This is a genomic window from Caulobacter sp., from assembly GCF_039596335.1.
Lineage (GTDB): Bacteria > Pseudomonadota > Alphaproteobacteria > Caulobacterales > Caulobacteraceae > Caulobacter.
In genome coordinates this window covers 157,634-171,890 of the sequence record NZ_JBCNJZ010000006.1, presented here as the reverse complement: position 1 = coordinate 171,890, position 14,257 = coordinate 157,634, and the positions used below count along the sequence as shown (strand labels likewise).

Genomic DNA, 14,257 nt, shown 5'->3' with positions numbered 1-14,257 from the left:
GTCGGGGTTAGGCCGCGCCGGGGCGAGCGGTCAAGCCGCGCAGGTTGAGCGACACGCATGACAAGGCCCGGCGCTTGAGATAGGCCAGCCGCGTGACCAGCCGACTCTCCATCCCGGATCGCTTGGCGCGCCACGTCTGTCTGACGTTGGCGGTGCTTGCGATCGCCATGAAGGTGCTGATCCCGCCGGGGATGATGGTCGCGAGCGGGCCGCGCAACGAGTTGCCTTTCCCGATCGTGCTCTGCACCGGCGAAGGCATGCTCAGCATCGCACCCGGCGCGCCACTGTCGCAGCACGACGACAAGACCGCGCCGGCGAAGCCTGAAGCGCCCTGCCTCTTCGCCGCTAACGCCCTGGCCGCGCCGCCCCCTGTCGTCGCTTCGGTGCTGGAGGTCGCATTCGTCGCGATCGAGAGCGATGCGCCGACCATCGTGGCCAGCGTCACGCCCGGCCGCGGCGTGTCCGGCCCGCCCCTGCCCGCCCGTGGACCACCGATCCAGCTGACCTGACCGCAAGGCGCCCCCGCGCCTAACCCTCAGTTCAGCTTGCGACGCCGCGCGCGTCGAAGGATCCCACAGATGAAATCCGTTCTGCTTGCGACCAGCGCCCTCATTGGCGCGGGTCTTTCCGTGGCCGCTCACGCCGAGACCCTCGACGATCAGACCTCCGCCGTTGATGGCGTCATGGTCACCGCCCGACCGTTCAACACCAAGGCTGAGGTCACCGGCCGCCTGGGCCTGACCGAGCGTGAAACGCCGGCCACCATCGATGTCCTCACCCAGCAGGACTTCCAGGTCCAAGGCCTGCGCACCGCCATCGAAGCCATGAACGCCGCGCCCGGCGTCGCCTCGGGCAACCTGCCCGGCTCGGTCGGATCGGTGTCGATGCGCGGCTTCCACCGCGCCGTGAACTATCTCTACGACGGTGTGCGCATGGCCAATTCCGACGTGGCCGTTCGCAACTGGGACGCCTGGGCGTTTGAGCGCATCGAGGTCATCAAGGGCCCGGCCTCCGTCACCTCCGGCGAAGGCGCCCTGGCCGGCGCGATCAACTTCGTGCCGCGCCGCCCGACGCTGGACAAGCGCGTCGGCGAGGTGTTCGCCAGCGCCGGCAGCCGGGGCGCCTATCGCCTGGCGGGCGACCTCAACGCCCCGCTGGGCGACAAGGCCGCTGTGCGCGGCGACATCGTCTATTCGCGCGCCGACGGCTGGGTCGAGGACACCGGCTCCCGGGCCTTCGGGGCCAATCTGGCGCTGCTGCTGCAGCCCAATGATCGCCTCTCCGTCACGGTGTCGGCGGACTACTATGAGGACCGGTTCTCAGGCCCCTACTACGGCACGCCCCTGGTGGCGGCCGGCGCGGCGCGGGACCCCAGCAGCCTGGTCTCCGGCTCGGCCGGCCTGGTGCTGGACAAGACGCTGCGCTTTGCGAACTACGACGTCGAAGACAGCCTGATGAACTCCCAGTCGCTGTGGCTGCGCGCCCGGGCCGACTATCGCCTGAACGACCGCTGGACCCTGGTCAGCGACACCAGCTGGTATGACGCCGAGCGCCTGTGGCGAGGCTCCGACGACTACAGCTTCAACCGCGCGACCGGCCGGCTGGACCGCGCCACCTCGCTGATCAGCCACGACCATCAGATCTGGAACCAGCGCGTCCATGCCGCCTATGACGGGACGTTGGTGGGACGCCGCAACCGCTTCACCCTGGGGGCGGAGATCAGCGGAACGGACTTCTTCACCGTCCGCCGGTTCGGCGCGGCCCCATCGGTCGATCCGTTCGCGCCGGTGCGGGGACGCTTCCTGGCCGACACGTCAGCGAACTTCGCGACGCGCCAGAACGCCTGGGCCGACGTGACCGCGAAGGCCGTCTTTGTTGAGGACGCCCTCAACCTGACGCCCCGCCTGCTGCTGGCGGTCGGCGCGCGTCTGGACGACATCAAGCTGGACCGCCGGGTGTTGAACGTCACCAGCGGCGTGGCCACGACCTACGCCCAGGACTACCATCCCATCTCCTGGCGGGCCGGCACCGTCTACGACCTGCGCCCCAAGACCCAGCTCTATGCCCAGTACAGCCGCGCCGCGACGCCGATCAGCGGCCTGCTGTTCATGAGCGCGGCCAACGCCACGTTCGACATCAGCATGGGCCGGTCCTACGAGGCCGGGATCAAGACCCTGCTGCTGAACGACCGGATGCAGCTGACCGCCTCGGCGTTCGACATCCGCCAGGACGACGTCCTGACCCGCGATCCGGTCAATCCCGCTCAGACCGTCCAGGGCGGCAGCCAGGCCTCGAAGGGCGTAGAGCTCGCGCTGGACTGGAACCTCACCCAGGCGCTGCGGGTCGAACTGGGCGCCACGGTGCTGGACGCCAAGTTCGACAAGCTGATCGAAGCCGGCGGCGTCGACCGCTCTGGCAAGCGCCCGCCCAACGTGCCCCAGAATCTGGTGGACCTGGCCGTGACCTACACGCCGCAGACCCTGCCGCTGACCTTGACCGGCGCGGTGCGCCACAACGGCGACTTCTTCACCGCCAACGCCAACACGACCAAGGTGGCGGCCTTCACGGTGTTGGACGCCTCGATCGCTTGGCGGGCGCCGTTCGGGACCCTGACCCTGCGCGGGCGTAACCTGACCAACAAGCTTTATGCCGACTGGTCCGGCTATTCCTCGTACCTGGTCTTCCTGGGCGAACCGCGCAGCGTCGAGCTGTCGCTGTCGCGCAAGTTCTAGGGCCGCGCCGATGGCCCCTTTCCGCTCGCTTCTGCGCCAGGTTCACCTGTGGCTGGGCCTGGCCTTGGGACTGCCGTTCCTGGTGCTGGCCTTCACCGGATCGGCGCTGGTCTTCTATGTCGAGATCGACGCGCTGCTGAACCCGGCAGCTCGCACCGTGTCGGCCGGACCCGCGCCAGACTGGAACTCGCCCGTCTGGGACCAGGCCCTGCGGACCGCCAGGGCCCGCTGGCCCGAAGCGAGCGGAAAGTGGTCGTTCGAGGTCACCGGCCAGGCCGGCCCGATCCCGGCGCGCTACTACCCGCCGTCATCCGCTCACGGCCATTCCCATGGCGTCGATCCGCTGATGGTCTGGTTCTCGCGCGATGGCCAGCAGGTGGTTCGCCAAGCCCGGTGGGGCGACTACCTGATGACCTGGCTCTACGACGTGCACCGCAACCTGCTGGCGGGCGACACCGGCAACTATGTCGTCGGTTGGATCGGCGTGGCGTCGCTGCTGCTCTTGATCACCGGCCTGATCGTCTGGTGGCCCAGGGGCAGCTGGCGCAAGGCCCTGGCCTACAAGCGCCAGGCGTCGCCGATCCGCCGGCTGTACGACCTGCACAAGCTGGCAGGCCTCTACAGCCTGGCGCTGCTGTTGATCCTGACGGCGACCGGCGCGCTCTTGGCGCTACCCGCCGAGAAGGGTTGGCTGCTGGGCAAGCTGGTCGCGCCGATGACGCCCGTGCCCACGCCCGTATCGACGGCCAAAACCGGCGTCCAGATCCCGGTGGCGCAGGCCCTGTCGGCGGCGCACGCGGCCTTGCCTGACGCCCAGGTCCGGTGGGTCGACGTGCCCGGTCCCGGAGATGGCGTGTTCCGGATCCGGGCGCGGGTACCGCACGATCCGACGACGCGCTTCCCGACCAGCTTCGTCTTCGTCGACCAGTACTCCGGCGCGGTTCTGGCTGTTCACGACATGCGACAAGGCTCGGCCTCGACGGCGGTGAACGCCTGGATCCGGCCGCTGCACGACGCGTCCGTGGGCGGTTTGGCGACCCGGATCCTGGGCGTCCTGATCGGCTTCGTTCCGGCGGTGCTGTTCGTCACCGGCTTCCTGCGCTGGCGCAAACGCGCAGCGGCCCGGCGGGCGTCGTAGCGAGGCACGCATCTGGGGCGAGCTGCAGTTCGTCCGACCGCGTCCTTCCGGCAACACCTCTCCCCGAACCCGGGACCGGGCGTTGCGGCGCAGTATGCACCGGTGTAGTTGCGACTTAGTTTCAAGTAAGATCGCTCGCTCGCGCGCGAAAGCGCCCCGCGCCGCCGCTCCCGTCCTCGTGACCAAGGATCCGCCACCGTGCCCAAAACCCCCTTCGCATACCTCCGTCTCGTCGCCCTGATGTCGGCCAGCATCGGCGTCCTGGCGACGGCGGCTCCGGCCCTGGCCGAGGACGAGTCGGTCGAGGCGGTGGTGGTCACGGCCCCGCGCTACGTGCCCAACGGCGAGACCACGGCCAGCAAGAGCCAGACCCCGCTGGTCGAGGTGCCGCAGTCGGTGACCGTGATCCCCCGCGACCAGATCGACCTGCTGGATTGGAGCACCCTGGGTCAGATCGTGCGCTAAACCGCCGGCGTCACCGGCGAGAACTACGGCCCCGACCAGCGCGTCGACTGGCTGACCGTGCGCGGCTTCAATCCGGTGCAATATATCGACGGCCTGCAAGCCGCCGTCGGCTCGATCAGCAACACCGGCCTGGATCTCTACGGCTCGGAGTCGGTCGAGGTCCTGAAGGGCCCCTCGTCGGTGCTGTATGGTTCGACGCCGCCCGGCGGCATCGTCAACATCACCAGCCGCCGCCCGGGCGACGCGTTCGGCGGCGAGATCGAAGTGCAGGCCGGCAATCTCGACCACAAGCAGTTCAATCTCGACGTGACCGGCCCGCTGGGCGACAGCGCCGCGGCGCGCTTCACCGGCCTCTATCGCGACAAGGGCAGCCAGATCGACGGCGTCGACGCCGAGCGCATCTACATCGCCCCGGCCCTCACCTTCCGTCCGACCGACGCCACCCGCATCACCCTGCTGTCCTACTTCCAGTCGGATGACGTCCGGGGCGACAGCCGCGGCTTCCTGCCGATCTCGGGCACCCTGACGGCCAACCCGCTGGGCCGCACCTCGTCGCACACCAACCTGGGCGAGAAGACCTACAACCGCTTCCAGCGCGACCACGGCGCGATCGGCTACGACGTCGAGCACAAGCTGGGCAACGGTCTGTCGATCCAGCAGAACCTGAAGGTCACGCACCTCGAAAGCGACGACCGCGGCCTGTTCGCCAGCTCGGTGCTGGCCGACAACCGCACGGTCAGCCGCTACAGCTTCTCGTTCGGTGAGGACGTCGACGTGTTCGCCGTCGACACGCGCGTGAAGTACCGCGGCGACACCGGCGCCCTGCGCCACGACCTGGTCGCGGGCCTGGACTACCGCCGCTACGACTACATCGGCAGCAGCGCCTTCGTGTTCGGCTCGCCCAACACCGACCTGTTCAACCCGGTGCAGGGTCTCAAGATCGAGGCCCCGCCGCTGGTGGTGTTCTCCGACCAGCTTCAGAAACAGACCGGCCTCTACCTGCAAGACCAGATCAAACTGGACAAGTGGATCGCCACCCTGGCCGTCCGCCACGACTGGGTCGAGACCACCAACCGCATGGCCGCCGGCGCCAAGGTCGAGGACAAGGAGTTCTCGTACCGCGCGGGCCTCAGCTATCTGTTCGACAACGGCCTGGTCCCGTACGTCGCCTATTCGAAGTCGTTTCAGCCGGTGGCCGGCTCGACCTTCTCGGGCGCGCTGTTCAAGCCGACCACGGGCGAGCAGTACGAGGCGGGCGTGAAGTTCGATGCGCGCGGCCTGCCGCCGGGCGTCAAGCTGTTCGCCACCTTGGCCGCCTTCGACCTGACCCAGCAGAACGTCTCGACCCCGGACCCCGCCAATGTCGGCTTCTCGATCCAGACTGGCGAGGTTGAGGTCAAGGGCATCGAGGCCGAGGTCGTGGGTCGCATCAACGAGCGGGTCAGCTTCAACGCCTCCTATACCTACACCGACTCCGAGGTGACCAAGAGCAACGGTCCGGACCTGGGCAACCGCCTGCCGATGACGCCCAAGCACAAGGTCTCGGCCCTGGTCGACTACACCTTCCAGAACGGTCCGTTCGCCGGCTTCGGCGCCAGCTTCGGCGGGCGCTACACCAGCGAGACGGCCGGCAACCTGCTGGGGGCCTTCGCGCCGGTCATCTACAAGAACCTCGCCGTGACCCTGTGGGACGCCAGCGTCCACTACGACGTCAACGACTGGAAGCTGGCGGTGACCGCCTCGAACCTGTTCGACAAGGAATATGTCGCCAGCTGCTCGCCGGCCGCCAACTGCTTCTACGGCACGCGCCGAGTGATTACGGCCAGCATCGCGCGCAATTTCTAAGCCTATCGCGCCATGCCTGGGCCCTCTTCCCAAGCATGGCTCTGATCAGCTCAGGCCGCGCGAGGCTTGAACTGTCGCAGCAGCTCGGGCGCGGTCATCAGATTGATCGCCCACTGCGAGATCTCTGGCGTGGCGATGGCCGGGGTGAAGGTGCTGGTTCCCGGATTGACCAGGGCCGGTTGCGTCACCGTCGGACCGTCCACCCGGATCGGCGTGGCCAGGAAACGGTCCTGCCCCTCGAACTTCAGCAGATCCCGATAGAGGGCGATCGCCTTGTCCTGCAGGTCGCGCCGCCCGGTGGTCATGGCCGCCTGGGCCGTCAGGCGCGGCTCGAAGTACCAGTTGACCCGCCGTTCGGCGACGAAGCGCTCGCACAGGCTGGTCCAGGCGCGCGCGAACTCGGGACAGTCGATCAGTGAAATCAGCTCGTGGGCGACCTGGTCGCCGGCGAACAGGAACATGAACTGTCCCGGCTGCTTGTTCGGCTGGCCGGCCGCCTTCAGGTGCTTGGTGGCCGGATCGAAGGCGTAGCCGTCCTCGGTGGCGAACAGCTCGGGCATGGCGCCGATGTCGCGCATGCCGGTCAGCAGGTAGTCGCGGTACTTCGTATCCCCCGTCCGCTCCCACTCGGCCATCCAGTGGCTGGCCAGGGTCAGCCAGTCGGGGCCGATGCGGATGAAGGCCTTGGGCGGGACAATGTCGGGGCGCGGCGAGACCTTCCGCAGCGGCGGCACATTGGCCAGGCTGGTCTCGACCACGTCCAGCGGCTCGCGCATCAGATCGCCGGTCCGCTCGTCGGTGGTCAGATAGTAGTGGAAGCGCTTCATGAAGGCCATGTTGATGCGCGCCTCCTTGGCCCCGCATCCCCAGTGGCTGACATTGTGGCGCGAGCCCAGGCCGGCGAAGCGGCCGATGTGGTGGACGTCGACCTCCAGCGTGTTGCGGGTCATGTCCTCGGCGGCCCGGAAGATGTCGGCCCGGCCGCTGCGCAGGAAGGCGAACCACAGCCAGACATTGGGCATCAGCTCGGTGGCGTTCCAGCCATGCCCGCCGATGTCGTACATCCACTGGTGCCGGATCGGGTCATAGGTGCGCTTGAAGTCGCCGAAGTCCCAGAAGCCGTACCAGCCCCGGCGATCGATCTCCCCGGTGAAGAAGGCGAAGGCCCGGTCCAGCTGGGTCTCGACGGCGGCTAGATCCCCCTCGGTCAGCCCCGGGACCGGCGTGTTGGGCAGCGACCATTGCCCCAGGGTCTGGGTCTGGTGATAGCGGGCCGGCGGACAGATCAGCAGCGGCGGCGAGGCCCCTGTGTCGGCCATGGCGTCCAGGATCGCGGGATCGGGCGTCCGCCCCGTGGCCCACAGGGTCAGTTCCGAGGTATTGGCCGCGCCATAGGCGTTGGCGTGGCCTTCTTCATAGTCCTCGTAGACCACGTCCAGGGCATGGCCGACGGTGTCGTAGTGGCGAAGGTCCATTGGCTGGGCGTCGGGCGACCAGAACCAGACCTTCAGCTCGCCGGCCGCCTTGGAGGCGTCGACCGCCTCGAACCCGGCCGGGCACTTCTGCCAGAAGCGCTTGAGGCTGACGCCCAGGCCGCCCGAGACGTCGCCCAGGAAGGCAAAGCCCCGCGCCCGACGACCACCGGTGATCCGCAGCCAGGCGCTTTTCGCATTGGTGCGCTTGGTCAGCTCCCAGCTGTCGGCGGTCAGCTGATTGAGCTTGAAGCTGTCCCAGGTCGGCGTCTCCAGCAGGTTGGCGCGGTCTGTCGGCGGCAAGGCGTCCAGGTTCGGGATGCGCTCGCCCTGCAGCTGTGCGCGCTCATAGGCCGCCGCGTTGGCCATGGCCTTGGGCCGATAGCCCGGCGCCAGCATCACCGGCTCCGAGAACAGGTTGTGGTCGCCGGTGGCGAAGCGGACGTGGCGGTTCTGGATCTCCTCGCGGAACGGCACGGAGAAGCGGAGGCCCAGCCCCTTGATGAAGTCGGTCGCCTGGTCGCCGTCGAATACGAAAGAATGGACCATCCGGATCGAGGCCAGCCCCGCGGTGAAATAGAACCGCACGACGAACGGCAGCCACCGGCGGTCCGGCCCGCCCTGGGCGCGGTGTTGGCCCTCGATCCGGACCACCGCCCGGACAGGTCCGGACTGTTCGACCGTGACGTTGGTGATGTCGCCGACGTAGCGAACGTCACGCCGGACACCTTCGGCCTCCAGGCTGGAACGGTCCTCGCGGACGGCGATCAGACGGCCGTCTCGCGCGACCTCGCGCCCCTCCACCGACAGGGATGCGATCAGGTTCGCACCCGAGCGTTCGATCCGCGCGACGACCGCGCCGGTGTCGACGATCACAGAAGCGCCCTCTTCGCGCACCGTGACCACCTTCGTCGGCTTCGGGCCGGGCCTGGAAGCAGTCGAGACGCTGAGACCTTCGGTTTGGGCGTCCGCCGCCAGCGCCAGGCCGGTCCACTTGATCGAGCCGTCCGGCCAGTAGGCCATCGGCCAGGCCTGGGCGGCGACCGGGCGCCCCGCCCCGTCGCGCACCACCACATGCGCCTTTCGGCTCACCGCACCACGGGGCCAGGGCACGCCGAACGCCACGCCGCTGGGCGTCAGCGGCGCATGGCCGTCCAGCCAGGTCAGCGGCGTCGCGGTCGATGCGGAAGCGGCCGCCGGCAGAGCCATCGCCGGCTGGACGGCGACCACGCCCGCCACGGCGGTGGTGGTCGCGAGAAAGGCGCGGCGGGACGGCTCCGACATCCCCTTGATTGCATCTGACAAGAAAACCTCCCCGATCCGCCGTTCTGTTCGCGCGTTCAAGACGGCAGGCTAGGTGGCTAGGTCGTCGCGTTCAACGGTCTCGCGGACACGTCCAAGATCGCATCGGCCTCGTATCGTCTTGCTCCAGGGCGCTGCCCCAAAACCCATCCAGGAGACCGCCCGATGAAAGGCCACCTCTTCGCCTACCTAGCTTCCGGCGTGGTGTTCCTGATCATGGACGCCATCTGGCTGACGACCATGGTCCCGAAGCTCTACAAGCCGCGACTGGGCGCGCTGATCGCCGACAAGCCGGCCCTGCCGCCCGCTGTCGCCTTCTACCTGATCTATCTCTTCGGGATCTTGCTGCTGGCGATCCTGCCGGCCGCGCGCGAGGACAGCTGGCGACGGCTGGTGTTCAACGCCGCCGTGTTCGGCTTCTGCGCCTATGCGACCTACGATCTGACCAACCAGGCGACGCTGAGGTCCTGGTCCACAGCCGTCACCGTGGCCGACATCGCCTGGGGGACGCTGTTGACCACGGCTGCCGCCTGCGCCGGCTATGCGGCCCTGCGCGCGGCGCGATAGCTGCGCGCCGCCCGTTCAGGCCGGCTTGTCGATCGTCATCTGGATGACGTCGGTCCGGCCCGAGCGGAAACCGGCCTCGCAATAGGCCAGATAGAACCGCCACAGCCGCTCGAAGCGGGCGTCGAAGCCCGGCGACCGCCGCGTGATGCCTTCGAACGCCGCCTCGAACCGGCGCGCCCAGGCGGCCAGGGTGTCGGCATAGTCGCCGCCGAAGCGCTCGGTCTCCGACCAGGCCAGCCCGCGCGCCTGGATCAGCGGCGCTAGCCGCGCCTCGGACGGCAGGCTCCCGCCGGGGAAGACATAGCGCTGGATAAAGTCCGTGCGCGCCTCGTACTCCTCGAACAGCGCCTCCTGGATGGTGATCACCTGCAGGCCGGCGCGACCGCCGGGCTTCAGCAGGTCGCGGACCTTGTCGAAATAGACGCCCCAGTAGGACCGCCCCACCGCTTCGAACATCTCGATCGAGGCCAGTCGGTCGAATTGCCCCTCCAGGTCACGATAGTCGCACAGGCGGATATCGACCCGCTCGGCCAGCCCCGCCTCGAACATCCGCCGCCGGGCGTAGTCGTGCTGCTCGCGCGAGATGGTGACGCCGGTGACGGTCGCGCCCACCTCGCCGGCGGCGAACTGGGCGAAGCCGCCCCAGCCGCAGCCGATCTCCACCACCGAATGCCCGGCCTTCAGATCCATCAGACGCGCCAGCGCGGCGTACTTGGCGCGCTGGGCGGCTTCCAGCGTCTGCCCGGCGTGTTCGAAACGAGCCGACGAATAGGTCATCGAGCCGTCCAGCCAGGCCTCGTAGAACGCGTTGCCCAGGTCGTAGTGGGCGTGGATGTTGCGGCGCGCGCCGGTCTTGCTGTTGGGTCGCAGGCGGTGGAACGCCCAATTGGCCGCTTTCATCAGCGGCCCGCCGTCGAACAGGCGGCGGATGTGGTCGTAGTTCTGGACCAGCGTCTCCAGCAGAGCCGTCAGGTCCGGACTGTCCCACTCCCCGGCCATGAAGCCCTCGGCGAAGCCGATGTCGCCGCTAGCCAGCACGCGGCCGGCGAAGCGGAAATCGCGGACGGTCAGGCTGGCGGCGCGGCCAGGCTGCTGGCCGACCAGACAACGGCGAGCGCCGTTCGGCGCAACGATGGTCAGCTCGCCCCAGGTCCAGTTGGCCGACAGCAGCCGCATCACCAGATCGAACATCGCCGGAGCGGCCGGCCCGCCGTTGGTGGGCATTTCAACGGAAATATCGCTCATGACTTTCGGACCTTCGTCGTCAGGGGACCTGCGGCCGGCTGTCGGGTCAGGGGCACGCCCTTGGCCCACAGTTTCAACGCTTCCCAGTGGATTGCCGCCACGACTTTCAGCGTCAGCAACGGAAAGTGAACGGCGGCAGCCAGCAGCTGCGGATCGCTCAGCTCCCGCCGCTCACCGGCCAGGGTCGCGGTGATCAATGCGCCCTCGGCGTCGCGGCCTTCGATGGTCAGCGCCAGCCCGTCGTCCGGCGCCCGCCCTCGGAAGGCGTAGCGCATGTCCATGTCCATGAACGGCGACACATAGAGCGCCTTGGCGGCCTGCTGGCGAATGATCCCGGCGGCCTGATCCTCGGCGCGGACCGGCGCGACATAGGCGTGACGCAGCCCGAACGTGCTCGTCACCTCATAGACCATCGCCGCCAGGGCGCCGTCGGGACGGTGGCAGTAGTAGAGGCTGATCGGATTGAAAACGAAGCCCAGCAGCCGGGGCATGGTGAGCACGCGTACCGCGCCGCCTTGCAGATCGACACCGGCCGCGGCCAGTCGAGCTTCGATTTGCGCACGCAACGGCGCTCCCGAGCCGTCGCCATGGTCGCCGTCGTGGAAGGACAGCAGGTTGAAGCGGTTGCGCGAAAAGAGTTTCAGCCGGCGGTCCAGGTCATCCAGCTCGGCCAGGTCCAGCAGCAGCCAGAAGACCCTGTAGCGCAGACGATGGGCCTTGGGCCGGAAACGCCGGTGAGCGACAGCGCCTCGATAGAGGGCCGAGGCCTGGCTCACGCGGCGCGCTCCAGTCCCGCCAGCGCCGGCGGCGTGACAAAGATGCGGCCGCTCTCGTCGGCGACCGACCAGGGCCGGCGCACGCCGCCCAACTGCTCGGCGACCGCCAGGCCCGACTGGAGGCCATCCTCATGGAAGCCCGCACCGAAATGGGCCCCGCAGAACCAGACGCCGCCCTCGCCCTGCAGGCTCCACAGCCGGCGCTGCGCCCGGATGGCGGCGGGGTTGAAGATCGGGTGCTCGTAGATCTCCTCGCGCAGAACGCTCCCCGCCGCCGGCGGACGCGGCGGATTGAGGGTGACGAACAGGTCTGAACCCTTGATGCCCTGGAGCTTGTTCATCCAGTAGGTGACGCACAGGCCCTGGTCGGAACCGATGTAGTTCCAGCTGGCCCAGGCCCGTCGGCGGCGCGGCATCAGCGTGGCGTCTGTGTGCAGCACCGCGTGGTTGCGGCTGTAGCCGAACGCGCCCAGCAGCTCGCGCTCCAGCGCCGTCGGCTCGGCCAGCATGGCCAGGGCCTGGTCGGCATGGCCGCCGATCACCACGTGGTCGAAGTGCTCTTCGCGGCCGTCCTCGTCGCAGACCACGACGCCGCCCGGCGTGCGGCGCACCGCCGCGACGCCGCAGCCGATGCGCATGTCCTGGATGGCGCTGGCCAGGCGCTCGACATAGACACGGCTGCCGCCGACGACCGTGCGCCAGATGGGACGGCCCACCAGTTTCAGCAGACCGTGGTTGTCGCAGAACCGGATGAAGGCCTCGGCCGGATAGTCCAGCAGGGTGCTGGCCGGCGATGACCAGATCGCCGCCGCCATCGGCAGCAGGTGATCGTCGCGGAAGGCGTCGCTGAAGCCCTCGCGCCGCAGATAGTCGCCCAGGGTCAGGCCCGGATCGACCACCGCCGCCAGATCGGCCGGCGCCTGCCGGTAGAAGCGCAACACCTCGCCCAGCATCGACCAGAACCGCGGCCGCAGAGCGTTGCGGCGCTGTGCGAACAGGCCCGGCGCGGCGTATTCGAAGCCGCCCTCCTCCAGCGACACCGCGAACGACATGTCGGTCGCCTGGGTCGGCACGGCCAGATGCTCGAACAGCGCCTTGAGGTTGGGATAGGTCACGTCGTTGAAGCAGATGAACCCGGTGTCCACGGCGCGCTTGTCGGCCTCGACCGTGTGGGAGTGACCGCCGAGACGAGGAGCCTTCTCGTACACCGTGACGCGGTGACGGCTGGACAGCAGCCAGGCGCAGGACAACGCGGCCACGCCGGAGCCGACGACCGCGATCTTCAGCGGCGGGGAGGAACTGGCGACTTGGGACAGGGACATCTAGACTCCGAACGCACGCCCGCCAGCGGCAGGTTCAAGAGCAGTTACGCGCCAGCGCCGCGATCGGATGGAGGCGACCGTCCTGGCCCGGCGAAAAAATCTCACCACCTCCTATGATCCGTTCGAGGATCCAAGGCGTATCCTGGACATGTATGCGACTCGCGCCCTGCCAACTGGCTCTGGAGACCGTCGCGCCGTGACCCCGTCGCGCGCGCTCGACGACCTTGTGATCCGGGTCGCGGCGGACCGCGACCGCGCCGCGTTCGTGGCGCTGTTCGATCACTATGCGCCGCGCGTGAAGGCGCTGCTGATCCGCGGCGGCGCCAGTCCGTCAGCGGCCGAGGAGCTGGCCCAGGAGACGATGCTGGCGGTCTGGCGCAAGGCGCACCTCTTCGATCCCGCTCGCGCCTCGGCGGCGGCCTGGATCTTCACGATCGCCCGCAATCTGCGCATCGACAGCCTGCGGCGCGGGTCGCCCTCGCTCTACGATCTGGATTTCAGCTTCGGCGCCGACGAGCCCGCTCAGCCGGACGCCATCCTCAGCGGCGCTCAGGACGCCGAACAGGTTCGCGCCGCGATGCGGACGCTGAACGCCGACCAAGCCCAGGCAATCGAAATGGCCTTCTTCCAGGAACAGACCCACACCCAGATCTCTCAGGCGCTGGGCGTCCCGCTGGGGACGATCAAGGCGCGCATCCGGTTTGGCATGATGAAGCTGCGCGTGTTCATCGAGCGGGGGAGCGCGGCATGAGCCTTCGTCGCCAGCCCAGCGAGGAGCAGCTGTTGGCCTACGCCGCCGGCACGCTCAGCTTCCCCGAAGCCATTGTGGTGGCCACCCATCTGAGCCTGCGTCCCGAGACCCGGGCCTGGACCGATCTGGCCACCGCCGTTGGCGGCGCGGTGCTGGAGGAGCAGGCGCCCAGCCCGATCGACGCGGACGCGCGCGACGCCCTGCTGAGCCGCCTGGACGCTCCTATCGCTCCCGCGAACGACGGCCGCCCCGCGACGGCGGATCCCGCCCTGCCCGCGCCGCTGGACCGCTTCGCCCTGGGACCTTGGCGCTGGCTGGGTCCGGGCGTGCGGGTGCGTGACGTGCTGGGCACCAAGGTCGGCGACTGCCGGGTCATCCTGCTGAAGATCGCCTCGGGCCAATCGACGCCGCGCCACACCCATCAGGGCGTCGAGCTGACCTGCGTCATTGACGGGGCCTACGAGACCCAGGACGGCGTCTTCGCCCGCGGCGACTTCGAGGACGCCGACCCCAATGTGACGCACCAACCCAAGGTCGTGTCCAAGGAAGCCTGCCTTTGCGTGGCCGCCCTGGACGGGCAGATCATGCTGCCCGGTCCCCTGGGACGACTGCTGGCGCCGTTCGTTCGTCTGTAGCTCTCGA

At 68.7% G+C, this 14,257-nt stretch carries 12 protein-coding genes and 1 pseudogene; 8 read left to right on the top strand and 5 right to left on the bottom strand.

Translation table 11 applies throughout. From position 1 onward, the window contains the following. Positions 1-7: 7 nt before the first annotated feature. Positions 8-259 (bottom strand): hypothetical protein, encoded by a 252-nt coding sequence (locus ABDW31_RS14175; protein ID WP_343699087.1) that lies wholly within the window; start codon positions 257-259, stop codon positions 8-10. Between ABDW31_RS14175 and ABDW31_RS14170 the strand changes: the two genes are divergently transcribed. From ABDW31_RS14170 to ABDW31_RS14150, 5 genes and pseudogenes are all read left to right on the top strand, one after another. Then, positions 168-509, top strand: coding sequence for a hypothetical protein (locus tag ABDW31_RS14170; protein WP_343699085.1), 342 nt, complete (start codon positions 168-170; stop codon positions 507-509). The genes ABDW31_RS14175 and ABDW31_RS14170 overlap by 92 nt on opposite strands. Before the next feature lie 69 nt (positions 510-578). Then, on the top strand, positions 579-2,732 hold the full coding sequence (locus ABDW31_RS14165; protein ID WP_343699046.1) for a TonB-dependent siderophore receptor: 2,154 nt from the start codon (positions 579-581) through the stop codon (positions 2,730-2,732). A gap of 10 nt (positions 2,733-2,742) precedes the next feature. Further along, on the top strand, positions 2,743-3,870 hold the full coding sequence (locus tag ABDW31_RS14160) for a PepSY-associated TM helix domain-containing protein (RefSeq protein WP_343699045.1): 1,128 nt from the start codon (positions 2,743-2,745) through the stop codon (positions 3,868-3,870). A 198-nt stretch (positions 3,871-4,068) separates the two neighbouring features. Beyond that, positions 4,069-4,335, top strand: coding sequence for a hypothetical protein (locus tag ABDW31_RS14155; RefSeq protein ID WP_343699044.1), 267 nt, complete (start codon positions 4,069-4,071; stop codon positions 4,333-4,335). Positions 4,336-4,350: 15 nt separating this feature from the next. After that, positions 4,351-6,180, top strand: a pseudogene (locus tag ABDW31_RS14150) (TonB-dependent siderophore receptor); the annotation flags it as partial. A 50-nt stretch (positions 6,181-6,230) separates the two neighbouring features. Here ABDW31_RS14150 and ABDW31_RS14145 read toward each other — a convergent pair. Next, positions 6,231-8,936, bottom strand: a complete 2,706-nt coding sequence (locus tag ABDW31_RS14145) for a hypothetical protein (protein WP_343699043.1) — start codon at positions 8,934-8,936, stop codon at positions 6,231-6,233. 183 nt (positions 8,937-9,119) lie between these two features. Between ABDW31_RS14145 and ABDW31_RS14140 the strand changes: the two genes are divergently transcribed. Beyond that, complete coding sequence (locus ABDW31_RS14140) at positions 9,120-9,521, top strand: DUF2177 family protein (protein ID WP_184719964.1); 402 nt, start codon at positions 9,120-9,122, stop codon at positions 9,519-9,521. A gap of 15 nt (positions 9,522-9,536) precedes the next feature. On the opposite strand, the gene ABDW31_RS14135 is transcribed toward ABDW31_RS14140, so the two are convergent. The 3 genes from ABDW31_RS14135 to ABDW31_RS14125 are packed head-to-tail and all read right to left on the bottom strand — an operon-like array spanning position 9,537 to position 12,864. After that, complete coding sequence (locus ABDW31_RS14135; protein ID WP_184719966.1) at positions 9,537-10,766, bottom strand: cyclopropane-fatty-acyl-phospholipid synthase family protein; 1,230 nt, start codon at positions 10,764-10,766, stop codon at positions 9,537-9,539. Then, positions 10,763-11,542 carry a DUF1365 family protein gene (locus tag ABDW31_RS14130; RefSeq protein ID WP_184719968.1) on the bottom strand — a complete coding sequence of 260 codons (780 nt, stop codon included), beginning with the start codon at positions 11,540-11,542 and terminating at the stop codon, positions 10,763-10,765. Before ABDW31_RS14130 ends, ABDW31_RS14135 begins: the two co-directional genes overlap by 4 nt. Next, a complete protein-coding gene (locus ABDW31_RS14125; protein ID WP_184719970.1) occupies positions 11,539-12,864 on the bottom strand; it encodes an FAD-dependent oxidoreductase in 1,326 nt (441 codons plus the stop codon). Before ABDW31_RS14125 ends, ABDW31_RS14130 begins: the two co-directional genes overlap by 4 nt. 196 nt (positions 12,865-13,060) lie before the next feature. On the opposite strand from ABDW31_RS14125, the gene ABDW31_RS14120 reads away from it, so the two are divergent. Beyond that, the gene (locus ABDW31_RS14120) at positions 13,061-13,615 is read left to right on the top strand and encodes a sigma-70 family RNA polymerase sigma factor (protein ID WP_343699042.1); all 555 of its coding nucleotides are present in this window, start codon (positions 13,061-13,063) and stop codon (positions 13,613-13,615) included. After that, entirely contained in the window at positions 13,612-14,250 is a 639-nt protein-coding gene (locus ABDW31_RS14115) for a ChrR family anti-sigma-E factor (protein WP_184719974.1), read from the top strand. The genes ABDW31_RS14120 and ABDW31_RS14115 overlap by 4 nt, the downstream gene beginning before the upstream one ends. Positions 14,251-14,257 lie beyond the last annotated feature (7 nt).

What these genes read in the sequence shown, in the direction of transcription:
- ABDW31_RS14165 (WP_343699046.1), top strand. Translation starts at nt 579, where the DNA reads ATGAAATCCGTTCTGCTTGCGACCAGCGCCCTCATTGGCGCGGGTCTT.
- ABDW31_RS14125 (WP_184719970.1), bottom strand. Translation starts at nt 12,864, where the DNA reads ATGTCCCTGTCCCAAGTCGCCAGTTCCTCCCCGCCGCTGAAGATCGCG.
- ABDW31_RS14135 (WP_184719966.1), bottom strand. Translation starts at nt 10,766, where the DNA reads ATGAGCGATATTTCCGTTGAAATGCCCACCAACGGCGGGCCGGCCGCT.
- ABDW31_RS14170 (WP_343699085.1), top strand. Translation starts at nt 168, where the DNA reads ATGAAGGTGCTGATCCCGCCGGGGATGATGGTCGCGAGCGGGCCGCGC.
- ABDW31_RS14160 (WP_343699045.1), top strand. Translation starts at nt 2,743, where the DNA reads ATGGCCCCTTTCCGCTCGCTTCTGCGCCAGGTTCACCTGTGGCTGGGC.
- ABDW31_RS14140 (WP_184719964.1), top strand. Translation starts at nt 9,120, where the DNA reads ATGAAAGGCCACCTCTTCGCCTACCTAGCTTCCGGCGTGGTGTTCCTG.
- ABDW31_RS14145 (WP_343699043.1), bottom strand. Translation starts at nt 8,936, where the DNA reads ATGTCGGAGCCGTCCCGCCGCGCCTTTCTCGCGACCACCACCGCCGTG.
- ABDW31_RS14175 (WP_343699087.1), bottom strand. Translation starts at nt 259, where the DNA reads ATGCCTTCGCCGGTGCAGAGCACGATCGGGAAAGGCAACTCGTTGCGC.
- ABDW31_RS14115 (WP_184719974.1), top strand. Translation starts at nt 13,612, where the DNA reads ATGAGCCTTCGTCGCCAGCCCAGCGAGGAGCAGCTGTTGGCCTACGCC.